We start from the raw sequence: 21,616 nt of genomic DNA, 5'->3' as shown, positions 1-21,616 counted from the left end.
CCGCGCGCTGCCGCAGCCGGCCGGCCCGAGCGCGGCCAGGAGTGGGCCGGCAGCAGGGCGGACCCGCCCGGCCGTGCCGCCCGCCGCCGCGGACGGCGGGATTCCACAACCCGGACCGGGTCCGCGTTGTGGTGAGCCGCCGACGGCCGTGGCATCTCCACAACGACGCCGCGGCCGGTGTTGTCGCCAAGCTCACGCACCGTCCCGGGCTCCGCTCGGCTAGCGTCAGGAGGTCCCTTCCGGATACACGTACACACGCTTGCGGACGCCGCCGCCCGGCGCCCGCGGAACGGGAGTGTCCTGGCATGAGCACAGCAGTCGCCACCACCCGGCCCGGCGCGGTCCTCGCGGACCTGCTGCCCGCCTCCACCGCCGCCCGCGCCCGGCTCCGGGACGCCGCGCTGGTGCTCGGCGGCGCCGCACTCACCGGCGCCGCCGCCCAGTTCGCCGTTCCGGTGCCCGGCTCCCCGGTCCCGGTCAGCGGCCAGACCTTCGCCGTCCTGCTGGTGGGCGCCGCGTACGGCCCGGTGCGCGCGCTGCTGTCGCTGCTGCTCTACGCCGCCGCCGGCATGGCCGGCATGCCCTGGTTCGCCGGCGGCGAGTCCGGCTGGTCCATGCCCACCTTCGGCTACATCATCGGCTTCGTGGCCGCAGCGGCGCTCGTCGGCGCCCTGGCCCGGCGCGGCGGCGACCGCACCGTGCTGCGCACCGCCGGCACCATGGCCGCCGGCAGCCTGGTCATCTACGCCGTCGGCGTGCCCTATCTGGCGCTGGACCTGGGGATGCCGATGGCCGAGGCCGCCGACGTCGGCATGGTGCCGTTCCTGATCGGCGACGCCCTCAAGGCCGCGCTCGCCATGGGCGCGCTGCCCCTGGCCTGGCGCCTGGTCCGCCGCAACGGCGACGGCGCCTGAGCCGCCGGGCCCGCGCCGCGCGGCGGCCCCGCCCGCCGGGGCCGCCGCGCGCGCATGCCAGACTGAACGCCATGCGCGTCTACCTCGGCTCCGACCACGCCGGATACGAACTCAAGAATCACCTCGTCGACTGGCTGAAGCAGCACGGGCACGAGCCCGTGGACTGCGGGCCGCTCATCTTCGACGCCCAGGACGACTACCCGCCGTTCTGCCTGCGGGCCGCCGAGCGCACCGCCACCGACCCGGACGCGCTGGGCATCGTGATCGGCGGCTCCGGCAACGGAGAGGCCATCGCCGCCAACAAGGTGGAGGGCGTGCGCTGCGCCCTGGCCTGGAGCGAGGAGACCGCCCGGCTGGGCCGCGAGCACAACAACGCCAACGTTCTGAGCATCGGCGGCCGGATGCACACCACCGACGAGGCCACCTCCTTCGTGGCCGTGTTCCTCGCCACCCCGTACAGCGGTGAGGAACGCCACACCCGCCGGATCGAGATGCTCACCGCCTACGAGACCGACGGCGTCCTGCCGCCCGTCCCGGCCCACCACCCCCAGCCGGACTGAGCGCACCGGCAGCACGGGAGCACGGGAGCACGGAAGCACCGGCGGACAAGGGAACAAGGGGAACCGGCCGACATGCCCGAGGGGCACACCATCCACCGGCTGGCCGCCGCCTACCGCGAGCGGCTCGGCGGCGGCGGGCCGCTGCGCGCGAGCAGCCCGCAGGGCCGCTTCGCCGACTCCGCCGCCCTGCTCGACGGCCGCCCGCTGGCCGGTGCCGAGACCCACGGCAAGCACCTCTTCCTCGGCTTCCCCGGTGTCCCCGGCTTCCCCGGTGTCCCCGGTTCTCCCGGCCCGGGCCCGGCGACCGGCTGGGTGCACATTCATCTCGGCCTGTACGGCAAGGTGACCTTCGGCACCGGTGCACCGCCGGAGCCCGTCGGCCAGATCCGCCTCCGGCTGGCCGGCCGGGACGGCTGGGCCGATCTGCGCGGCCCGAACACCTGCGCGCTGCTCACCGAGGCCGAGAAGGAGGCCGTCCACCGGCGGCTCGGCCCGGACCCGCTGCGCCCCGACGCCGACCCGGAGCGCGCCTGGCGGCGCATCTCCCGCAGCCGGACCCCCATCGCCGCGCTGCTGATGGACCAGTCCGTGGTCGCCGGGGTCGGCAACATCTACCGCGCCGAGGTGCTGTTCCGGCACGGCATCGACCCGCGCCGTCCCGGAACGTCCGTCAGCCGCGCCGAATGGGAGGCCATGTGGGCCGATCTCGGGCTGCTGATGCGCGAGGGCGTGCGCACCGGACGCATCGACACCGTGCGCGCCGAGCATCTGCCCGAGGCCATGGGCCGGGCCCCCCGGGCCGACGCGCACGGCGGTGAGGTCTACGTCTACCGGCGGGCGGAGCAGCGCTGCCACATATGCACTCAGCGCATCCGCACCACCGAACTCATGGGCCGCAACCTCTTCTGGTGCCCCGGCTGCCAGCCGCAGCGCGTCCTGGTCTGACCGCGGCTCCCGTCCCGCGGGGCGGACCGGACCGGCGAGCCCGCGGCCGGCCGCCCGTCGGCGCGGCTCAGAAGCCGTGCGGAAGCCAGGGTGCCACCGGGGAGACGAAGGCCGCCGAGACCGCCTCCAGCGCGCCCGGCCGCAGCTCCGTCACCCGCCCCGCCCGGCCCAGCGCCGCCAGCCCCACCCCGCCCAGATAGGCGGAGCCCAGCTCCCGCGCGGACAGCCGCAGTTCCGCCGCGTCCGTGGTCCGTTCGCAGCGCGCGCCCGAGGCGTCGCCGGAGAGCCGCCAGCGCCCCTCGTTCCACGGGCAGAACGGGTCCGACACCTCCAGTACCGTGTCCACCCCGCCCGGATAGCGCCGGGCGGCCAGCGCCGCGCCCACGTCCACCGGCCGCAGATACATGTCGTCCCCGACCTGCACCCGGCACACCCGGAGGTCCGAGACCAGGTACTGCCACGGGTCGTCGACCGGGCGCCGCCGCATGGCCACCGCGGTGGAGAGGTCGACGGAGAGCAGATAGCGCCACAGCGCCGCGGACACCGCCGGATCGTCGGCCTCCAGCGAGAACAGCGTCACCTTGTACGCGGGGGTGCCGCCCGGCCCGTCGCCGTGCCCCCGCACCGAGTAGCGGGCGTAGCCGGCCGTCTCCCCCTCCCGCTCGGCCAGTACGCAGTGGCGTGCCGAGCCGCCGCCCCGCTCCTTCTCCGGGTCCAGCGTCTCCAGCTTCTCCCAGCCCGGTGCCCGGGCCGTCATACCGGGCCGGCGCGGCACCTGCCGGGCGTACACCGCCTCGGTCAGCGGCAGCGCCTCCTCGGACGGCACCAGCCGCAGCCGTACCTCCTCGGTGCCCGGCGGCACGTCCAGGGTGACCACCCGGCTCGGGATCTCGGCGGCCAGCCGCCAGGTGGCCGCGCCGTAGCCGAACCGGCCGTAGATGGGCGGCTCGGAGGCGGTCAGCACCGCCAGCGGCTCCTTGCCGGCCGCGTGCACGTCGTCCAGATGGCGGCGCATCATCCGGGTGAGCAGGCCCTGCCGCCGGTGCGTGGGCAGCACGCCCACCATGGTCAGCGCGGCGGCCGGGACCACGGCGCCGCCCGGCACGGACACCCCGAAGGAGAACGCGCTCAGCGTGGCGGTGAACTGCTTGCCGTCCCAGGCACCGAGCGAGCGCTCCGGCTCGCTCAGCTCCTGCCACAGCGCCCGCTCCTCGTCGGACTCGGTCACGCCGCCGAAGGCGGTCTCCAAAGTGGCGTACCACTCATTCCATTCGGCCGGATCGGGCACCCGAAGCTCGCTCGTCATGCGACCATCGTTAACAACCGGACGGTCACACCGCGAACGGATTTTCTGCCGGGTGGGACCACGGATACTTCAATGCGCAACCGGGCGGGAATCGACGTGCCGCCGAACGGTGGATAGGGTCGCAAGACATGGCAGGCGGCGGCAGGAAAACTCCCAGAACCCGGACATTGCGCGCACATCGCGCACTGCACCGGGTCCGCATCGGAGTGCGCCGTTCCGCGGTCGACTACTTCCGCGGCGAGGGCTCGGACTGGGCCCCGTTCGCGGTGCTGCTGCTCACCGTGCCGCTGCTGGCGGTGGGCACGCTCCGGGTGCCGGAGTGGTGTCCGCCCGCCGCGCTCGCCCTGCCGCTGGTCATCGGCGGCCTGGTGCTGCGCCCGGCCAGCCTGCTGGGCCTGTACGCGGGCACCGCGCTGGCCCTGATCGTGGAGACCGCGCTGATCGACCCGGAGCCGCGCGCCGAGCCCGTCACCCCGGGGACGATCCTGCTGGTGGCGGCGGTGGCCCTGGTGGGGCTGCTGGTGGCCCAGTTCCGCAGCCGGGTCGGGGTGCCCTGGCGGCGCGGCGGGACCATGCTGTTCGACCTGCGGGAGCGGATCCGGGCGCAGAGCGCGCTGCCCACGCTGCCGCGCGGCTGGCACCGCGAGATGTCGCTGCGCCCGGCCGGCGGCCAGTCCTTCTCCGGCGACTTCGTGGTGGCCGCGCGCACCGGGCCGGGCGGCCGGGTGCTGGAGGTGGTGCTCACCGACGTCTCCGGCAAGGGCATGGACGCCGCCTCGCGCTCCCTGCTGCTCTCCGGGGCGTTCGGCGGCCTGCTCGGCTCCCTCCCGCCGCACGGCTTCCTGCCCGCGGCCAACGGCTACCTGCTGCGGCAGCGCTGGGACGAGGGCTTCGCCACCTCGGTGCACCTGGTGCTGGACCTGGAGACCGGCGAGTTCGAGCTGTTCTCGGCCGGTCACCTGCCGGGTGTGCAGCTGTGCGCCAACAGCGGCAAGTGGAAGCAGGTGGCCGCCGAGGGCCCGCTGCTGGGCATCTGGGAGGGCGCCGAGTTCGAGCCCACCAGGGGACGGCTGCGCCGCGGTGACGTGCTGATGCTGTTCACCGACGGGCTGGTGGAGCGCTCCGGCCGGGATCTGGAGGAGGGCATCGACCGCCTGGTCGGGGAGGCGGAGCGCTATGTCGCCACCGGCTTCCGCGGCGCCTCCTGGCACCTCATCGAATCCGTGGCCCGCGACGTCAACGACGACCGCGCCCTGGTGGTCATCACCCGCGACTGAGACACCGCCTGCCTCCGCCGCCCTTCCCGGCCTTCCGGGTCACCCGGCGGTGGGTGCCGTGCGGCTGCCGGCAGCCGGCCGGGGCCTGCGGCGTTGCCGGGGCGAAGGCCGATCGGGTGCCCGCCGGACGGCCCCCTGCGCGGATGCGGGCGGCCCGACGCTGCCGTTGGCTCGGCCGCATGACTGCTGCCGTCCGCCGCCGGCGACCGCGGGCCACCCGGGCCGCGCTCGCCGTGTCGCTGCTCGCCGCACTGGCCATGACGACCGCCGCGCATCCCGCCGAGGGCGGTGCGCGGAGCGACCGGGGAGCCGCCGGGGAGGGATGGCGGCCCCTGGCGGGCCACGAGCCCGGCCGCGCATCCGGGCACGGGCCCGGCCGTGAGCCCGGCGCCGGCCGGGAAGCCGCCCGGGAACCGGCCCGGGACGCCGTGGAACCGGCCCTGGGGCCGCCGGCCGGAGGCCCGGTCCCGGAGCCGTCCGCCCAGACCTGGGTGGCGCCGGTGAGCGGATACCCGGTCTCCGCGGCCTACGGCGTCCCCGGCGACTGGCTCGCCGGACGCCACACCGGAGTGGACTTCGCCACACCCGTCGGCGTGCCCGTGCGGCAGGTCGGCCCCGGCACCGTCGTCCTCGCCGGGGACGCCGGCAACTACGGCAGGACCGTGATCACCCACATGCCGGACGGCCACTACGTGCTCTACGCCCACCTCTCCCGGGTCGCGGTGGAGGAGGGCCAGCAGCTCGACGGCGGCAGCCGGGTCGGCGACACCGGCGACACCGGCCGTTCCACCGGACCGCACCTGCACTTCGAGGTGCGCACCGGCCGTGAGTACGGCACCGACACCGACCCGCTGGAGTACCTCGCCGGGCACGGCGTGGAGATCCTCACCGGGCCGGACCCCGGGCCGGACCCCGAGCCGGAGCCGCGGCCCGGGCACACCCGCGCACCCGCCCCCGGCCGGACCCCGGCGCCGCACCACCCGGGCGTTCCGGGTGTTCCGGGCGTTACGGGTGTTCCGGGCCGCCCGGGCTCAGCGTGGGACGAGCTGCCCGCCCGGCCCTTCGCGCTTGAACGCCCAGTCCATGGCCGGCTCCACCAGCGCGCGGAACACCCGCCGCACCGGTGAGGTGCACAGCAGGGTCATCACCACGGCGGCGATCAGCGTCACCGCCGGCAGCCCGGCCGGGCCCTGCACCCACTCCGCCTCGTACCAGTCCCGCCAGCGGGAGAACTTCGCCAGGAAGCCGTGCAGCAGATAGCCGTAGACGGTGCCCGCGCCCAGCGCGGTGAACCACATCCGCCGGGTGGGGGTGAAGGCCAGGAAGGCGGCGGTCAGCAGCAGCCCGCACACGGTCAGCGCCGTCACCATCACCAGCCCGGCCCACCATTCGTAGCCCAGCTCCTGCGCGCTGTAGGTGCGGTAGAACCAGCGGTTGGTGTAGCGCGGCGCCGCCCAGTAGGCGACGGCCAGCCCGGCCAGCACGGTGATCCCGGCCGCCGTCCGGACCCCGGGCCGGCGCAGCAGCGCGAAGTGCTCCGGCCTCAGCTGCAGCCCCAGCACGAAGAACGGCAGGAACTGGAAGACCCGGACGATGTTGAAGTCGTCGCCCAGGTGCGGCTGGACCGAGGCGGCCGCGGCGATCAGGAACGCCACCGCCACCGGCCAGCGCACCACCCGCCACAGGGGCGTGGTCAGCCGCCAGATGAACAGCGCGATCAGGAACCACGTCACGTAGTACGGGTCGAGCAGGCTGAACGGCTGGTCACCGCCGGCCACCTGACGGTGGAAGGCGATGTACAGCACCTCGAACACCAGGTACGGCACGCCGATCCCGGTGATCAGGCGCTTGAGCTGCTCCGGCCGTCCGGTCCAGTGCCGGGAGAAGTAGCCGGCTATCAGGATGAAGGCCGGCATGTGGAAGGTGTAGACGAACATGTACAGCGCCGCCGCGCTGCGGGAGCCGTCGAGCAGCGGCCCCCAGGAGTGACCCAGCCCCACCAGCAGGATGGCCAGGTACTTGGCGTTGTCGAAGAACGGGTCCCGGCCCGCCGGCCGTTCCCCGGTGCCGGCGGTGCCGGCGGTGCCGGCGGTGCGGGCTGCGCGAGCGGTGCCGGTGATGTCCGTGGGGTGCGTCTTCGTCGTGGGGGGTTCTGTCGTCATGGGTCGTCAGGGAGCGTCAGGGGCCGTCGGGGAGAGGGCCGGCGGAACGCCGCGGGGACGTCGTGCCGACGGGGTCGCTTTATTACGAAAGCGCAACATCGGGAGCACCCTAGCGGCCGGCAGGGAAACCGGGCGCCGACCGGCACACCCGGCGCGCGCCGCCTCAACCGCAGCTCGCGGCACCTCCGTTGCCCCGCTCCTGCCCGGGAACTGTGAAGCAATTCACATCCGGGAAGCCGGGGCCCCGCTCACGAACGGATAACGGGCGCCGTCGTGCCGTGTGGCGGCCCGTACGCGCCCCCGGCGCCCGCCACCATGGCCTGAAGATCCGTCACCGGGCCTGCACGCAGGGTCCCCCAGGTGGCACGATGGTCTCGCGTGCTTGGGGGTGCGGAGCGATGGGAACACCCCTGATCGGCGAGGACGTTACTTCCGCGAGGGTGTGATTGCTGTGGTTATCTCCTTCTCCCTGGTGCTGCTCCTGGGCGTCGTGCTGGTGCTGATGGCCCGCTCCGGCCAGATCAAGTGGGGCCCCGCCGTGGTCGCCATCCTCTTCGGCTTCTCCCTGGCCTCCACCGGCATGGCCGACCCCATAAACGACTTCCTGCAATCCATCAGCGACTCGGTGAGCTCGGTCGACGAGAGCATCAACTCCAGCGGCCGCTGACCCGGGTGCCGCCGCCGCTTCCCGGCAGCCGTGTCCTTGCGGGCGGATTCCCCGCCGACGGGGCCGGGCGGAACGACGGCCGGCCCGGCCCCGAGGGAGCCGGGCCGGGCCGGTGGTGACCTGCGCGCTGCCGGACCGCAGCACCGCGGCAGTGCTGTCCGGCGACCGCCGCGGCGGTCCGTGGAGCGGGTGACGGGAATCGAACCCGCGTAGCTGGTTTGGAAGACCAGGGCTCTACCATTGAGCTACACCCGCAGGGAAGGCCGACCGCGCAAGCCGCCGGGCGGCTTGCTGATCAGCGCCCTCGTATCGTACCAGCGGCCCGTCCCCGCGGCCCGGCCGGACCTCGCGGCGGCCGGTGGCGACCGCACCGCAAGCGGACCTGTACGCTACGTGTCACGGCTCGGACCGGATCACGGAAGACCAGATCACGGTCGTGACGGCGGGGTGTGGCGCAGCTTGGTAGCGCGTCCGCTTTGGGAGCGGAAGGTCGTCGGTTCGAATCCGGCCACCCCGACCACGTAGCATGATGGTCGCGCGCGCCTGTAGCCGTGTCCGCACCAACCCCAGCAGTCAGCCCCAAGGAGACCGACCGTGAAGAGCGCCGTGGAGACCCTGAACCCGACCCGGGTTCGGCTCACTGTCGAGGTGCCCTTCGAGGAACTCAAGTCCGACCTCGACGCGGCGTACAAGAAGATCAACCAGCAGGTCAGCGTGCCCGGCTTCCGCAAGGGCAAGGTCCCGGCACGCATCATCGACCAGCGGTTCGGCCGGGGTGCGGTGCTGGAGGAGGCGGTCAACAACGCGCTGCCCAAGTTCTACTCCGAGGCCGTCAGCCAGGGCGACATCACCCCGCTGGGCCGGCCCGAGGTGGACATCACCGAGCTGAAGGACGGCGAGCTCCTCGCCTTCACCGCCGAGGTCGAGGTGCGGCCCGAGATCGAGCTGCCGGACTTCTCCGGGATCTCGGTCACCGTGGACCCGGTGGAGATCCCCGAGGAGGACGTGGACCAGGCCGTGGAGCAGCTCCGCGAGCGCTTCGGCTCCACCAAGGAGGTCGAGCGCCCGGCCGGCGAGGGCGACGTGGTCACCATCGACCTCGAGGCCCGGGTCGACGGCGAGGTCCTGGAGGACGGCGTGGCCAGCGGTGTCGAGTACACCATCGGCTCCGGCCGCCTGCTGGACGGCATCGACGAGGCCGTCACCGGCCTGTCCGCCGGCAGCACCGCCACCTTCACCAGCGAGCTCAAGGGCGGCTCCGCGGCCGGCCGGGAGGCCGAGATCACGGTCACCGTGCACACCGTGGCCGAGCGCGAGCTGCCCGAGCTGGACGACGAGTTCGCCCAGATGGCCAGCTCCTTCGACACCCTGGAGGAGCTGCGCGAGGACAGCCGCGCCCGGCTGGCCCGCCAGCGGAAGTACGAGCAGGCCACCGCCGCCCAGGAGAAGGTGCTGGACGCCCTGCTGGAGCGGGTGGAGGTGCCGATCCCGGAGAAGCTGCTCGAGGACGAGATCGAGACCCGCAAGCACAACCTGGTCGGCCACCAGCTCTCCCGCCTCGGCATGGATCTGGCCGGCTACCTGAAGATGCAGGACAAGACCGAGGAGCAGTTCGAGGAGGAGCTGAGGCAGGAGGCCGAGAAGGGCATCCGGGTCCAGTTCGTGCTCGACGCCATCGCCAAGCGGGACAATCTCAGCGTCTCCCAGGAGGAGCTCACCGAGCACCTGGTGCGCCGCGCCCAGTCCTCCGGCATGAGCCCGGACCAGTTCGCCCAGGCCGTGGTCGAGGGCGGCCAGGTGCAGATGCTGGTCGGCGAGGTCAGCCGGGGCAAGGCGCTGGCCGCCGTGGTGGAGAGCGCCACGGTCACCGACACCAACGGCGAGACGGTCACCCTGGAGGACGAGGAGGACGCCACCGGTGAGACGGTGAGCGCCACCGAGGCCGCCGCCGGGACCGCCGCCGGGACCACCGAGGCCGACGAGGAGGGCGAGGGCGGCGAGCGGGCCTGACCGGCCGCCCGTACCCCCGCACCCCGCACCTGCGGAGCCACCGGACGGGGCCGGATGCCAGCGCGCATCCGGCCCCGTTTCGCGCAGGGCGCAGCGCCCCGGCCGGGCGGCGGGAACCGCACCTGCGCTCACAGCGAACAGTTCCCCGCCCGGGATGGGTCGCCTCGGGCGGCGCGTTAGGGTCACTGACAAGAGATGCCCAGTGACGGCACGGCCCCGACACAGCCGGGCCGTACGACGAATGAGCAGGTGGAATACGTGACGCTTCCGATGCCTTCCGCCGCCGCAGAGTCGAACAACCTCGGCCTCGGTGACCAGGTCTACAGCCGGCTGCTCAACGAGCGGATCATCTTCCTCGGCCAGGCGGTGGACGACGACATCGCCAACCGGATCACCGCCCAGCTCCTGCTGCTCGCCGCCGATCCGGACAAGGACATCTACCTCTACATCAACAGCCCCGGCGGCTCCATCACGGCCGGCATGGCGATCTACGACACCATGCAGTACATCAAGAACGACGTGGTCACCATCGCCATGGGCATGGCCGCCTCGATGGGCCAGTTCCTGCTCAGCGCCGGCGCCCCGGGCAAGCGCTTCGCGCTGCCCAACGCGGAGATCCTGATCCACCAGCCCTCGGCCGGCCTGGGCGGCTCCGCCTCCGACATCAAGATCCAGTCCGAGTGGCTGCTCCGCACCAAGCGGAAGATGACCGAGCTCTCCTCCCGGCACACCGGCGTCTCGGTGGAGCAGTGGACCCGTGACGCCGACCGCGACCGCTGGTTCTCCGCGGAGGAGGCCAAGGAGTACGGCCTGGTGGACCACGTCATCATGAGCGCCGCGGACATCACGGGCGGCGGCGGCACCGGTGCTTCCTGACGCCGGCGCCCGCCTGCGTCTTTCCACCGCCCCCTCCGGCTATCCTTCCGCGACCGCTGAACACCAGGAGACACTGACGATGGCTCACTCCTCCGGCCGCTTCGGCCCCGCCGGCCGTTCCGGCATCCCCGGCCAGGGCATCTACGACCGCCTGCCGGCCGAGTCCCGGTACATCGTGCCGCGGTTCATCGAGCGCACCTCCCAGGGTGTGCGGGAATACGACCCCTACGCGAAGCTCTTCGAGGAGCGGGTCATCTTCCTGGGCGTGCAGATCGACGACGCCTCGGCCAACGACGTCATGGCGCAGCTGCTGTGCCTGGAGTCGATGGACCCGGACCAGGACATCCAGATGTACATCAACAGCCCCGGCGGTTCGTTCACCGCGCTGACCGCGATCTACGACACCATGCAGTTCGTGAAGCCGGACATCCAGACGGTGTGCATGGGGCAGGCGGCCTCGGCCGCCGCGGTGCTGCTCGCCGCGGGCACCCAGGGCAAGCGGATGGCGCTGCCGCACGCCCGCATCCTGATCCACCAGCCGTACTCGGAGACCGGCCGCGGTCAGGTCTCCGACCTGGAGATCGCCGCCAACGAGGTCCAGCGGATGCGCAACCAGCTGGAGGAACTGCTGTCCAAGCACTCCAACCAGCCGGTCGAGAGCATCCGCCAGGACATCGAGCGGGACAAGATCCTCACCTCCGAGCAGGCGGTGGAGTACGGGCTGATCGACCAGATCATCACCACCCGCACGGTCGGCGACTGAGGCCGCAGGGCCTGCCCCCCTTGGAGGGGAGATTCCCCACACCGGGGGATTCCCGCCAAGGGGGGCCATTCCGTCCGGGCGACGCGGTAACGTCGTCAGAACAGATACACGACTTGGCGAACGACGGGCCGGAGCACCGGACCGGATTCACGCGACAAGCACAGGCACCGCTCCGGCGGCGGTGCGCGGGCGAAGGGACAGCACCTCGTGGCACGCATCGGTGATGGCGGCGATCTGCTCAAGTGCTCGTTCTGCGGGAAGAGTCAGAAGCAGGTGAAGAAGCTCATCGCGGGGCCGGGGGTCTACATCTGCGACGAGTGCATCGACCTGTGCAACGAGATCATCGAGGAGGAGCTCGCCGAGTCGCCCGACTCCGAACTGAGCGAGCTCCCCAAGCCGCGCGAGATCTACGACTTCCTCGACAGCTATGTGGTGGGCCAGGAGGACGCCAAGAAGGCGCTGTCGGTGGCCGTCTACAACCACTACAAGCGGGTGCGGGCCAGCGAGGCCGCCCCGCGGGACGAGGACATCGAGCTCGCCAAGAGCAACATCCTGCTGCTCGGGCCGACCGGCTCCGGCAAGACCCTGCTGGCCCAGACGCTGGCCAAGATGCTCAATGTTCCCTTCGCCATCACCGACGCCACCGCCCTCACCGAGGCCGGCTACGTCGGTGAGGACGTGGAGAACATCCTGCTCAAGCTGATCCAGGCGGCCGACTACGACATCAAGAAGGCCGAGCAGGGCATCATCTACATCGACGAGATCGACAAGGTCGCCCGCAAGAGCGAGAACCCGTCGATCACCCGGGACGTCTCCGGCGAGGGCGTGCAGCAGGCCCTGCTGAAGATCCTGGAGGGGACGACGGCCGCGGTGCCGCCGCAGGGCGGGCGCAAGCACCCGCACCAGGAGTTCCTCCAGATCGACACCTCCAATGTGCTGTTCATCGTGGGCGGCGCCTTCGCCGGGCTGGACGACATCATCCGGGCCCGCTGCGGCGGCCGGGGCATCGGCTTCAGCGCCGACATCCGCTCCAAGCGCGACCGCGACCCGTCCGAGCTGCTCACCGAGGTGCTGCCGGAGGATCTGGTCAAGTACGGCATGATCCCGGAGTTCATCGGCCGGCTGCCGGTGATCACCGCCGTCCACCACCTGGACCGGGACGCCCTGCTGCGCATCCTGGTCGAGCCGCGCAACGCCCTCGTCAAGCAGTACCAGCGGCTTTTCGAACTCGACGGCGTGGAGCTGGAGTTCGACCGCCCGGCGCTGGAGGCCATCGCCGACCAGGCGATCCTGCGCGGCACCGGCGCCCGCGGCCTGCGGGCGATCATGGAGGAAGTCCTGATGTCGGTGATGTACGAGGTGCCCTCCCGGCAGGACGTCGGGCAGGTCGTCGTCACCGAGGACGTGGTCCGCTCCAACGTCTACCCGACGCTGGTCCCGCGCACCCGCCCCGGCCAGCCCCGCCGCGGCCAGGCCGGCCCGCACGAGAAGTCCGCCTGACCCGCCGCACGACGAAACGGGCCGCCCGGGGCACCTGCCCGGGCGGCCCGCTGGCGTGCGGGTGCTCACTCGCCGCCGCGCTCCTGGAGCGAGTCCTTGCGGAGCTGCTTGGTGATGTCCGCGGCCTTGCTGACGCCGACCGGCTCCGGCTCCTTCAGCTCGGGGGCCTCCTCGCCGGTGGGGTCGAAGTCCAGCGGCAGTTCCGGGTAGGGAACGAAGTAGGTCGCGCCCACGGTGCTGTAGTCGGCCCACAGGCACAGCGTCAGGGTCACCGCGTATCCCACCTCCTCGTCCGCCTCGGTCTCCTTGCCCTGCTGGCACTTCATCGCCGCTTCCTCGGTGGTGAAGGACTCGGCGGTGCCCAGCAGCTCGATGTCCCCGTCCTCGGCCACGCTGCGCGCCGCCTCGGCGAAGAGCAGGTCCACGGTCTGCTGCGGGTTGTCCACCTCGCCGTAGAGGCCGGCCGCACCCATGACGACGGTGCCCGGCTCGGGGATCGGCGCCTCCGGGTCGGTGTTCATGTACATCGCGCTGACCTGCTCCATGTCCTGGAGCCCGGCCTTTTCGAGGTCCTTCTCCTCGAAGACCTGCTCGCCCTCTTCCCCCGGGATCTTGGAGAAGTCGCCGGTGGTCTCCGGCAGGACCAGGTCGTAGCGGGTGCCGTCGTCGGCGGCGATGGACTCGTTTCCGCCGCTGAGGACGAACCACAGGCCACCGCCGACCGCGGCCAGGGCGACGATCACGGCGATGGCGACGCCGGCCTTCTTGCCGGAGCCGCCGCCGGAGCCGGGCGCCTGGTGGTACGGCTGCTGCGGCTGGCCCGGGTAGGGCTGCTGGCCCGGGTACTGGCCCGGCACCGCCGGCTGCTGCTGGTACGGTCCCGGCTGCTGCGGAGCCCCGTAGGGCGCCCCTGGCTGCTGCGGCTGGGGCTGTTGCGGATACTGCGGCGGGTAGCCGTATCCCGGTCCGCCGGGCGCCGCGCCCCCCTGGGCGTACGGGTTCGCGCCGCCCTGGGGCGGGCCCTGCGGCGGCTGCTGCCCCCCGTACCCGCCGGGCATGGGAGGCACCCCCATCGCGCCGGGCTGGCCGGGCTGCGGTCCCTGCGGGGGCTGCTGCCCGTACGGGCCCGGCTGGTTATAACTCATCTGCTTCCCCTCAAAACCTGCGGTTCATTCCTGCGCACATCCTGTCCGACGAAATGCCCGCTGTACATCTGCGCCCGGAATCCGGCGGAGCGTCAGGCGTCCGTGGGCGCGGGCGCGGGGCCGGTTCGCCGGAGCGAATCGATGCGCAACTGCTCGGTCACCTCGGCCGCTTCCTTCAAGGAGACCGGCAGCGGCGGGGTGACCGGCACCGGATCGAGGCCGTCCCAGCCGGCCGGCAGATCCTGCGGGACCGGCTCCAGCGTCACCAGTGCAACGGTGCTGTGGTCCGCCCAGAGGCATTCCGTCCACACCGGGCGGTAGTTCCACAGCGGATGAAGACCACCGCGGATCTGCCAGCAGCTGATCGCCACATCGCCCTCGGCGTACACCAGCCGCTCGCCGGCCGGTTCGCCGAGCCCCTGGTCGGCCACGCCGGCCAGGATCACGGTGACCAGGCCGTCCCGGGCCGCGACCGGGTCCTCGATCTCCCCCCAGAAGCCGTCCAGATGCATCAGGACCGCGCCGGGCACCCAGTCCCGGCCGCGCAGGTCGCGGTCGGCGTACCGGGCGCCGACGGAGTCCCGGCTGTGCAGCCCGAGTTCGTCCTCCAGCAGGTCGCTGAACACGACCTGCTGCGGATCGCCGAGATAGGAGCGGGTCCAGTGGCCGGATGCGGCGGGCGGCTCGAGGGTGTACCGGGCGCCGTCGGAGGTGTCCGGCGGGCCGTCGCCGGCCGGGCCGTCCCGCTCCCCGGCCGGGGTCCGGCCGTCGCCGCCGCTCCCGCTGCCGTTCCCGCCGTCGCCGTTGCCGTGGAGGAACAGCGCGGCGCTGAGCGCCAGCGCCAGCGCGGTCACCACCCCGAACCCCAGGCGCCCGGCCCCGCCGCCGCCGCGGTGCCGCCGGGGCGGCGGAGGCTCCGGCCAGGGCTCGGCCGCGGCGGCCTCGGGCTGTGCCCGCCCGCCGCCCGCCCCCGTGACGCCCATGGGTGCTCCCCCCTCGTTCTCCACCCTTGCCGGCTCTCCACTCGGTCCGCGCGCCCTCGATCATCCTGTCGAAGAGTCGTTCCGGTGTACACCTGCCACCGCCCGATTCCCCGCCGGACCGGCCACCCCGGGTACCCAAACCGATTCGAACCGGTCCCCGGGGCGTCGATACACTGACGCCGTGACCGAACACACTCAGCAGCCGACAGCGCCCTCCGCGGAGGGCAGGACCCCTGTGCCCGCCGAACTGCCCACGCAGTATGTACCGGCCGACGTCGAGGGGACGCTGTACGAGCGCTGGGTGGAGAACGGCTGGTTCGAGGCGGACGCCGCCAGCGACAGGCCGCCGTACACCATCGTCATCCCGCCGCCGAACGTCACCGGCTCGCTGCACCTGGGCCATGCCTTCCAGCACACGCTGATGGACGCCCTCACCCGCCGCAAGCGGATGCAGGGCTACGAGGCGCTGTGGCTGCCCGGCATGGACCACGCCGGCATCGCCACCCAGAACCGGGTCGAGCAGCAGCTCGCCGAGGAGGGCAAGTCCCGGCACGACCTGGGCCGGGAGGCGTTCGTCGAGCGGGTCTGGAAGTGGAAGGACGAGTACGGCGGCAAGATCCTCGGCCAGATGCGGCGGCTGGGCGACGGCGTCGACTGGTCGCGCGAGCGCTTCACCATGGACGAGGGCCTGTCCCGTGCCGTCCAGACGATCTTCAAGCGGCTCTACGACGACGGGCTGATCTACCGCGCCGAGCGGATCATCAACTGGTGCCCGCGCTGTCTCACCGCGATCTCGGACATCGAGGTCGAGCACGAGGAGCGGGACGGCGAGCTGGTCTCCATCCGCTACGGCGAGGGGGAGAACTCCATCGTCGTCGCCACCACCCGGGCGGAGACCATGCTCGGCGACACCGCGGTCGCCGTCCACCCGGACGACGAGCGGTACCGGCATCTGGTCGGCACCGAGATCGAGGTGCCGCTCACCGGCCGGCGCATCCCGGTCGTCGCGGACCCGCACGTCGACCCGGAGTTCGGCACCGGCGCGGTCAAGGTCACCCCGGCGCACGACCCGAACGACTTCGAGATCGGCCGCCGCCACGGCCTGCCCGCGCTCACCGTCATGGACGAGCACGCCGCCCTCACCGTGCACGGGCCGTTCCAGGGCATGGACCGGCTGGAGGCCCGCTCGGCCGTGGTCGGGGCGCTGCGCGAGCAGGGCCGGATCGTCGCCGAGAAGCGGCCGTACGTCCACGCGGTCGGGCACTGCTCCCGCTGCCACACCATCATCGAGCCGCGGCTGTCCATGCAGTGGTGGGTCAAGGTCGGCCCGCTCGCCGAGGCGGCGGGGGACGCGGTCCGCGACGGCCGGGTCGCCATCCACCCCAAGGAGATGTCCGGCCGCTACTTCCAGTGGGTCGACAACATGCACGACTGGTGCATCTCGCGCCAGCTGTGGTGGGGCCACCGCATCCCCGTCTGGTACGGGCCGGACGGCGAGACGGTCTGCGTCGGCCCGGACGAGCAGCCGCCGTCCGGCGAGGGCTGGACCCAGGACACGGACGTCCTGGACACCTGGTTCTCCTCCGGCCTGTGGCCGTTCTCCACGCTGGGCTGGCCGGACGAAACCCCGGACATGGCCAAGTTCTACCCGACCGATGTGCTGCTCACCGGCCACGACATCATCTTCTTCTGGGTCGCCCGGATGATGATGTTCGGCCTGTACGCCATGGACGGCGAGGTCCCGTTCCGCACCATCGCGCTGACCGGCCTGGTCCGGGACGAGCGCGGCAAGAAGATGTCCAAGTCCTTCGGCAACGTGGTCGATCCGCTGGACTGGATGGAGAAGTACGGCTCGGATGCCGTCCGGTTCACCCTGGCGCGCGGCGCCAATCCGGGGGTGGACGTCCCGATCAGCGAGGACTGGGTCCAGGCGTCCCGCAACTTCGCCAACAAGATCTGGAACGCCACCCGCTTCGCGCTGCTCAACGGCGCCACGGTGGAGGGACCGCTGCCGTCCCCGGAGCGGCTCTCCGCCACCGACCGGTGGATTCTCTCCCGGCTCAACTCGGTGATCGCCGAGGCCGACGCCGCCTACGACGACTACCAGTTCGCCAAGTTGTGCGACACCCTCTACCACTTCGCCTGGGACGAGGTCTTCGACTGGTACGTGGAGCTGTCCAAGACCACCTTCGCGGCCGGCGGCGAGGCCGCCGAGAACGCCCGCCGGGTCCTCGGCGAGGTCCTCGACACCCTGCTCCGCCTGCTCCACCCGGTGATCCCGTTCGTCACCGAGCAGCTCTGGACGACCCTGACCGGCCAGGAGTCCCTGGTCGTCACCGACTGGCCGAAGGACAGCGGGTTCCGGGACCGCGCCGCGGAGCGGGAACTGACGGCCGTCCAGCAGCTGGTCACCGAGGTGCGCCGGTTCCGTGCCGATCAGGGCCTCCAGCCCGGCCAGCGCGTCCCGGCCCGCCTGGACCTGGGGGCCACCGCGCTGCCGCCGCACGAGGAGGCCATCCGGTCCCTGCTCCGCCTCCAGCCGCCGGCCGGGACCTTCTCGGCCACCGCCACCCTGGACGTCGGCGGCGCCACGGTCTCCCTGGACCTGTCCGGGGTGATCGATGTGGAGGCCGAGCGCAAGCGGCTCTCCAAGGACCTGGCCGCGGCCCGGAAGGAACTGGAGCAGACCTCGGCCAAGCTGGCCAACGAGGGCTTCCTGGCGAAGGCGCCGGAGCATGTGGTGGCCAAGATCCGCACCCGCCGTGAGCAGGCCGGGGCCGACATCGCCCGCATCACGGCCCAGCTCGACCGGCTCCCGGCGGCCTGAACCGGGCGCGCCCCGCCGCCCGGCAGCGGGACACCCCGCTGCCCGGCCGCCGTCACCGGCGGCAGGCCGGCGGCACCTCACCGCCCGGCGGAGGAGGTGTCCGCCGGGCGGGCGGGGGCCGCGCCGAGGTGGCGGGCGAGCTCGGCGGGATGGGTGAGCTGCGGGTAGTGCCCGGCCCCGGCGATCTCGGTGACCCGGTGGCCGGTGGGCACGGCCACGGGTTCCTCCGAGCCCGTGACGATCCGTACCGGAACGCCCGCCTGCGTCAGCAGTGCCCGGCACCGCTCGCGGTCGGCCGGGACCGTGCGCAGGGCCGCCACCACCCGGCGTGCCACGCCGGGACGGTGCAGATCCGCCGTGGCGCTCGCCACCTCGGGCCCTTCCGGTGTGCCGAGCGCCCGGGCCAGCGCGGCCGGGGACATCCGGCGCAGCCTCGGCGCCGCCAGCGGCGAACGGTCGAGCCACGGACCGGGCGGCCGGAGGAACGCCGGGGAGACCAGCACGAGTCCGCTGACGCGTTCCGGGTGCGCGGCGGCGAAGCGCAGCGCGGGACCGCAGGCCAGTGAGTGGGCGACCAGCACCGGGCGGCTGCGGACCGGGGCCAGCAGAGCGGCCAGCCAGGCGTCCACCGGCCCGGCGGCCGGAGCCGAGCGGCCGAGGCCGGGCAGGTCCGGGGCGAGGAGCGGGCCGGGGAGGCGGCCGGCGAGCGGGGCCCAGAGGTCGGCGTTCATCGGCAGTCCGTGCAGCAGGACGTGGGCGGGGCGGTGCCGCTCGCCGGCCACCCAGGTGCGGCTCCCCGCCACGTCGTGGAAGCCGCCGGGGGCGAGCCGGGCGGTGGCGGTGCCGAAGCGGGTCGCCACCAGATGGTCCGCCCAGTCGCGCAGCGCGGCGGCGACCGGGGGCATCTCCAGCCCGGTGGCGGCGGCGAGGGCGCGGGCGGAGGCGGTCGGGTAGCGGTCGGCCGACAGGAAGGACAGCGTCTCGGGGTCGGCCCCGGTCAGTCTGCGGGGCAGGCGGCGCAGGAGGCCGACGGGTATGGTCCGGCGCGGCGCCCGCACTCCCAGGTGGGCGGCGAGCAGGCGGATCAGCTCGGGCAGCGGGGGAGTGGCGTCGTCCAGCACCCAGTGGTGCTCGCCGGCCGGTCCTGAGGGGACGTCGGCGAGGAAGCGCGCGAGATAGCCGGCGGTGACGACCGGCACGAAGGTGTCGGGGCCGCCGGGCACCGCCGGCAGCCGCCCGTTCCACAGGTCCCGGACGAGGGCGGCCAGTCCGATGTACTGGCCGGGACCGATCACGGTGCTGGGATTGACGATGGTCAGCGGGAGGTCCAGCGCGCGGGCCCTGGTGCGCACCGCGCGGTCGGCCTCGGCCTTCGACTCCTCGTAGGCCCCCGGCCGGGCGTGGTCCGGGCGGCGGTCGCCGGAAGCGTCGCTCACCCGGTAGCCGCTGAGGTGCACCAGCCGCCGCGGCCGGGGCTGCCCGGCGGCCCACTCCAGCACGTGGAGCGCACCGGTGACGTTGACCGCCCGTGCCTGCTCCCGGCCGAGGCCGAAGGCGAACCGGGCGGCGGTGTTGTACACCACGCGCGCCTCGGGCAGGCCGGTGAGCGGCCGGGTGATGTCGGCCGTGACGACGGTCAGCCCGCCGGTGTCCGCGCCCTGCGCGCGCAGCCACGGGGACAGGGTGTCGCTGCGCACCGCCGCGGCCACCTGCTGCCCGCGGGCGAGCAGTTCGGCGACCAGGTGGCGGCCGATGAACCCTGCGGCGCCGAAAACGATCGCATCCACGAATCCCTCTTTTCACTGGATCGGTCTACATATTTTTTGCCGGCGCAAAGGCCCGCCGGTGACGGCGGGCCGTGCCGGGCCGGGGTCAGTCCAGCAGGGCGCCGATCTGCCGGGCCACCCGGTCCAGCGGCTCCCGGCTGCGGTGTGCCCGGGCCAGCAGCAGCGCCCCCTCGATCAGGGCCAGGACCGTCACGGCGAGATCGCCGGCGTCCGGGCGGCCGGCCAGCCGCTCCCGCAGGGCGGCCTCCCAGGAGCCGTAGACCTCCGCGCAGATCTGCTGCAGCGCATCGCTGGTCGCGGCCGTCTCCAGCGCCACGGTGGCCACCGGGCAGCCCTTGTGCCAGCCCGACTCCTCCAGGCGGTCGCCGAGGTGGCGCAGTGCTGCGGCGGCGAACTGCGCCGCCGAGGAGGCGGACTCGGCCAGCTCCGCCAGCTCCTCACCGATCACCCGGCCGGAACGCCGCAGCGACTCGCCGACCAACTGGTCCTTGCCGCCCGGGAAATGGAAGTACAGCGAACCGCGCGGGGCTCCGCTGCGCCCGATCACCTGGTTGAGCCCGGTGCCGAAGTACCCTCCGGTCTCCACCAGGTCCTGCGTCGCGTCCAGCAGCCGCTTCCGGGTCTCGGTGCCCTTCTGTCCCATGAGGGCACGCTAGACCGGTCTGCATATTTTCTCAAGTGTGCTGCCGGACGGCTATCCTCGCCGCCATGCCAGCCGCCGCCGGGACCGGCCCCTTTGAGCCGCAGACCCGCCTCGCCGAAGCCGTCGCGCTGCGCGAACAGGGCCGGGCCGACCGGGCCCGCGACCTGCTTCTTGAACTGAGCGCCGCCCACCCCGACGACCCGGTCGTCGCCTACCAGACGGCCTGGACGCACGACGCCCTCGGCCTGGAGGCCGAGGCCGTCCCGTACTACGAACGCGCCCTCGCCGCGCCCGGCGGTCTGTCCCCGGACCACCACCGGGGCGCCTGCCTGGGGCTCGGCTCCACCCTGCGCAGCCTGGGCCGCTACGAGGAGGCGGCAGCCGTGCTCCGCGGTGGCCTCGCGGCCTTCCCGGGGGACAACGCGCTGCGCACGTTCCTCGCCATGGCGCTCTACAACACCGGCGAGCACCACGAGGCCACCGCCACACTGCTCCGCCTGCTGACCGCCACCACCACGGACCCGGACATCACCGCCTACCGGCGCGCCATCGACCTGTACGCCGAGGACCTCGACCGCACCTGGTGACCGGGGCGCTTCGCACGGCTCGCGGCACCGCACGGCCGCGCTCGGCCCCGGCTCCCCTGCCGCCGCCGGGCACTCGCAGTCCAGGGGGCCGTCGCACCCCCGGAGCGGATGATCACCGGCCTCACCTCGACGCCGAACTCAGTCCCGGCCGGCACCGGGAGGCCACACCACATGCACAGGCACGCCGCGCTCCCGCGCGCAGCGCACCACATCCGCCGTCCCCCATGGCCCCGCGCGGGGCGCCCGTCCCAGACGGCGAGCAGTTCGTCCGACAGATGACAAGGATCTCGCTGCCCCGCATGTGCGCCTCGGAGTCCGACGCCGTCAGCCCGGTTTCGTGCACCCCCATGGCCCGGGCGTGCAGCCGGTCATAGGCGCCGTGGTGCCAGGCCGGAAGCGAAGTGCGGTGGTCCCGGGCCGGTACCACCACCTCAAGCCGCCCGCCGAGCCGGAGCACCGCGTCGGCGAACCAGCAGTCCGGCCCGTCGGCGAGGCAGGAGAGGAGGTGGTGCCGCTGCCGGACCGCGAAGCGCTCGCGCTCCGCGTCGCGGAGGCCAACCGGCGGTCCCGGGAGGCGGCCCGATGAGCCCGAGGCTGATCATCAAGGCCGCCGAACGGTTCTGGCGCGTGGACCCCGCCCCCGGCAACCCCTGCCGCGAGCTGC

18 protein-coding genes, 2 tRNA genes and 1 pseudogene are annotated in these 21,616 nt (G+C 73.1%); 13 read left to right on the top strand and 8 right to left on the bottom strand.

From position 1 onward, the window contains the following. The first annotated feature begins 305 nt into the window (after positions 1-305). From GQS09_RS09595 to GQS09_RS09585, 3 genes are all read left to right on the top strand, one after another. Positions 306-914: a biotin transporter BioY gene (locus tag GQS09_RS09595; RefSeq protein WP_165985575.1), complete on the top strand. Its 609-nt coding sequence runs from the start codon at positions 306-308 to the stop codon at positions 912-914. Between the two features lie 71 nt (positions 915-985). Next, on the top strand, positions 986-1,474 hold the full coding sequence (locus tag GQS09_RS09590) for a ribose-5-phosphate isomerase (RefSeq protein ID WP_165985574.1): 489 nt from the start codon (positions 986-988) through the stop codon (positions 1,472-1,474). A 72-nt stretch (positions 1,475-1,546) separates the two neighbouring features. Then, complete coding sequence (locus GQS09_RS09585; protein WP_165985573.1) at positions 1,547-2,419, top strand: Fpg/Nei family DNA glycosylase; 873 nt, start codon at positions 1,547-1,549, stop codon at positions 2,417-2,419. Between the two features lie 67 nt (positions 2,420-2,486). On the opposite strand, the gene GQS09_RS09580 is transcribed toward GQS09_RS09585, so the two are convergent. After that, positions 2,487-3,725, bottom strand: coding sequence for a GNAT family N-acetyltransferase (locus tag GQS09_RS09580; RefSeq protein WP_165985572.1), 1,239 nt, complete (start codon positions 3,723-3,725; stop codon positions 2,487-2,489). Between the two features lie 128 nt (positions 3,726-3,853). Between GQS09_RS09580 and GQS09_RS09575 the strand changes: the two genes are divergently transcribed. Beyond that, entirely contained in the window at positions 3,854-5,002 is a 1,149-nt protein-coding gene (locus tag GQS09_RS09575) for a PP2C family protein-serine/threonine phosphatase (RefSeq protein WP_165985571.1), read from the top strand. 179 nt (positions 5,003-5,181) lie between these two features. Next, entirely contained in the window at positions 5,182-6,129 is a 948-nt protein-coding gene (locus GQS09_RS09570) for a murein hydrolase activator EnvC (protein WP_243761250.1), read from the top strand. Here the strand turns inward: GQS09_RS09570 and GQS09_RS09565 are convergent. Continuing rightward, positions 6,034-7,164, bottom strand: coding sequence for an acyltransferase family protein (locus tag GQS09_RS09565; protein ID WP_207957623.1), 1,131 nt, complete (start codon positions 7,162-7,164; stop codon positions 6,034-6,036). The two genes, GQS09_RS09570 and GQS09_RS09565, sit on opposite strands and share 96 nt — an antisense overlap. 451 nt (positions 7,165-7,615) lie before the next feature. Here GQS09_RS09565 and GQS09_RS09560 point away from each other — a divergent pair, with 451 nt between their 5' ends. Then, a complete protein-coding gene (locus GQS09_RS09560) occupies positions 7,616-7,831 on the top strand; it encodes a hypothetical protein (protein ID WP_093837089.1) in 216 nt (71 codons plus the stop codon). 181 nt (positions 7,832-8,012) lie between these two features. Here the strand turns inward: GQS09_RS09560 and GQS09_RS09555 are convergent. Further along, a tRNA-Gly gene (locus tag GQS09_RS09555) sits at positions 8,013-8,086 on the bottom strand. Positions 8,087-8,274: 188 nt separating this feature from the next. Here GQS09_RS09555 and GQS09_RS09550 point away from each other — a divergent pair. From GQS09_RS09550 to clpX, 5 genes are all read left to right on the top strand, one after another. Continuing rightward, a tRNA-Pro gene (locus GQS09_RS09550) sits at positions 8,275-8,351 on the top strand. Between the two features lie 74 nt (positions 8,352-8,425). Beyond that, positions 8,426-9,841, top strand: a complete 1,416-nt coding sequence (gene tig, locus GQS09_RS09545) for a trigger factor (RefSeq protein WP_165985570.1) — start codon at positions 8,426-8,428, stop codon at positions 9,839-9,841. A 270-nt stretch (positions 9,842-10,111) separates the two neighbouring features. Continuing rightward, a complete protein-coding gene (locus GQS09_RS09540; RefSeq protein WP_207957631.1) occupies positions 10,112-10,717 on the top strand; it encodes an ATP-dependent Clp protease proteolytic subunit in 606 nt (201 codons plus the stop codon). 79 nt (positions 10,718-10,796) lie between these two features. Then, positions 10,797-11,480 carry an ATP-dependent Clp protease proteolytic subunit gene (locus tag GQS09_RS09535; protein WP_165985568.1) on the top strand — a complete coding sequence of 228 codons (684 nt, stop codon included), beginning with the start codon at positions 10,797-10,799 and terminating at the stop codon, positions 11,478-11,480. A gap of 207 nt (positions 11,481-11,687) precedes the next feature. After that, on the top strand, positions 11,688-12,980 hold the full coding sequence (clpX, locus tag GQS09_RS09530) for an ATP-dependent Clp protease ATP-binding subunit ClpX (protein ID WP_165985567.1): 1,293 nt from the start codon (positions 11,688-11,690) through the stop codon (positions 12,978-12,980). A 65-nt stretch (positions 12,981-13,045) separates the two neighbouring features. Here the strand turns inward: clpX and GQS09_RS09525 are convergent, their stop codons facing one another. Together GQS09_RS09525 and GQS09_RS09520 are read right to left on the bottom strand one after the other, a co-directional pair. Then, on the bottom strand, positions 13,046-14,125 hold the full coding sequence (locus tag GQS09_RS09525; RefSeq protein ID WP_165985566.1) for a hypothetical protein: 1,080 nt from the start codon (positions 14,123-14,125) through the stop codon (positions 13,046-13,048). Positions 14,126-14,217: 92 nt separating this feature from the next. Continuing rightward, the gene (locus tag GQS09_RS09520) at positions 14,218-15,108 is read right to left on the bottom strand and encodes a hypothetical protein (RefSeq protein ID WP_165985565.1); all 891 of its coding nucleotides are present in this window, start codon (positions 15,106-15,108) and stop codon (positions 14,218-14,220) included. 181 nt (positions 15,109-15,289) lie between these two features. Here GQS09_RS09520 and GQS09_RS09515 point away from each other — a divergent pair, with 181 nt between their 5' ends. Beyond that, positions 15,290-17,935 carry a valine--tRNA ligase gene (locus GQS09_RS09515; RefSeq protein ID WP_165985564.1) on the top strand — a complete coding sequence of 882 codons (2,646 nt, stop codon included), beginning with the start codon at positions 15,290-15,292 and terminating at the stop codon, positions 17,933-17,935. Between the two features lie 77 nt (positions 17,936-18,012). Here GQS09_RS09515 and GQS09_RS30635 read toward each other — a convergent pair whose 3' ends face one another. Both GQS09_RS30635 and GQS09_RS09505 read right to left on the bottom strand, forming a co-directional pair. Continuing rightward, the gene (locus GQS09_RS30635) at positions 18,013-19,722 is read right to left on the bottom strand and encodes an alpha/beta fold hydrolase (protein WP_165985563.1); all 1,710 of its coding nucleotides are present in this window, start codon (positions 19,720-19,722) and stop codon (positions 18,013-18,015) included. 85 nt (positions 19,723-19,807) lie between these two features. Beyond that, positions 19,808-20,365 (bottom strand): TetR/AcrR family transcriptional regulator, encoded by a 558-nt coding sequence (locus GQS09_RS09505; protein WP_165985562.1) that lies wholly within the window; start codon positions 20,363-20,365, stop codon positions 19,808-19,810. Positions 20,366-20,430: 65 nt separating this feature from the next. Between GQS09_RS09505 and GQS09_RS09500 the strand changes: the two genes are divergently transcribed. Beyond that, complete coding sequence (locus GQS09_RS09500) at positions 20,431-20,952, top strand: tetratricopeptide repeat protein (protein ID WP_165985561.1); 522 nt, start codon at positions 20,431-20,433, stop codon at positions 20,950-20,952. A 138-nt stretch (positions 20,953-21,090) separates the two neighbouring features. Here GQS09_RS09500 and GQS09_RS29280 read toward each other — a convergent pair. After that, positions 21,091-21,454 (bottom strand): annotated as a pseudogene (locus tag GQS09_RS29280) (hypothetical protein); the annotation flags it as partial. Positions 21,455-21,616 lie beyond the last annotated feature (162 nt).

The organism is Streptomyces sp. YIM 98790 (genome assembly GCF_011421595.1).
In the GTDB taxonomy this organism is placed as follows: domain Bacteria; phylum Actinomycetota; class Actinomycetes; order Streptomycetales; family Streptomycetaceae; genus Streptomyces.
This window is presented reverse-complemented; position numbering and strand designations above follow the sequence as displayed.

Coding starts and splice junctions, on each gene's coding strand:
- GQS09_RS09580 (WP_165985572.1), bottom strand. CDS start 3,725: ATGACGAGCGAGCTTCGGGTGCCCGATCCGGCCGAATGGAATGAGTGG.
- GQS09_RS09535 (WP_165985568.1), top strand. CDS start 10,797: ATGGCTCACTCCTCCGGCCGCTTCGGCCCCGCCGGCCGTTCCGGCATC.
- GQS09_RS09595 (WP_165985575.1), top strand. CDS start 306: ATGAGCACAGCAGTCGCCACCACCCGGCCCGGCGCGGTCCTCGCGGAC.
- GQS09_RS09585 (WP_165985573.1), top strand. CDS start 1,547: ATGCCCGAGGGGCACACCATCCACCGGCTGGCCGCCGCCTACCGCGAG.
- GQS09_RS09505 (WP_165985562.1), bottom strand. CDS start 20,365: ATGGGACAGAAGGGCACCGAGACCCGGAAGCGGCTGCTGGACGCGACG.
- GQS09_RS09590 (WP_165985574.1), top strand. CDS start 986: ATGCGCGTCTACCTCGGCTCCGACCACGCCGGATACGAACTCAAGAAT.
- GQS09_RS09565 (WP_207957623.1), bottom strand. CDS start 7,164: ATGACGACAGAACCCCCCACGACGAAGACGCACCCCACGGACATCACC.
- GQS09_RS09500 (WP_165985561.1), top strand. CDS start 20,431: ATGCCAGCCGCCGCCGGGACCGGCCCCTTTGAGCCGCAGACCCGCCTC.
- GQS09_RS09525 (WP_165985566.1), bottom strand. CDS start 14,125: ATGAGTTATAACCAGCCGGGCCCGTACGGGCAGCAGCCCCCGCAGGGA.
- GQS09_RS09540 (WP_207957631.1), top strand. CDS start 10,112: ATGCCTTCCGCCGCCGCAGAGTCGAACAACCTCGGCCTCGGTGACCAG.
- GQS09_RS09520 (WP_165985565.1), bottom strand. CDS start 15,108: ATGGGCGTCACGGGGGCGGGCGGCGGGCGGGCACAGCCCGAGGCCGCC.
- GQS09_RS09570 (WP_243761250.1), top strand. CDS start 5,182: ATGACTGCTGCCGTCCGCCGCCGGCGACCGCGGGCCACCCGGGCCGCG.
- GQS09_RS09575 (WP_165985571.1), top strand. CDS start 3,854: ATGGCAGGCGGCGGCAGGAAAACTCCCAGAACCCGGACATTGCGCGCA.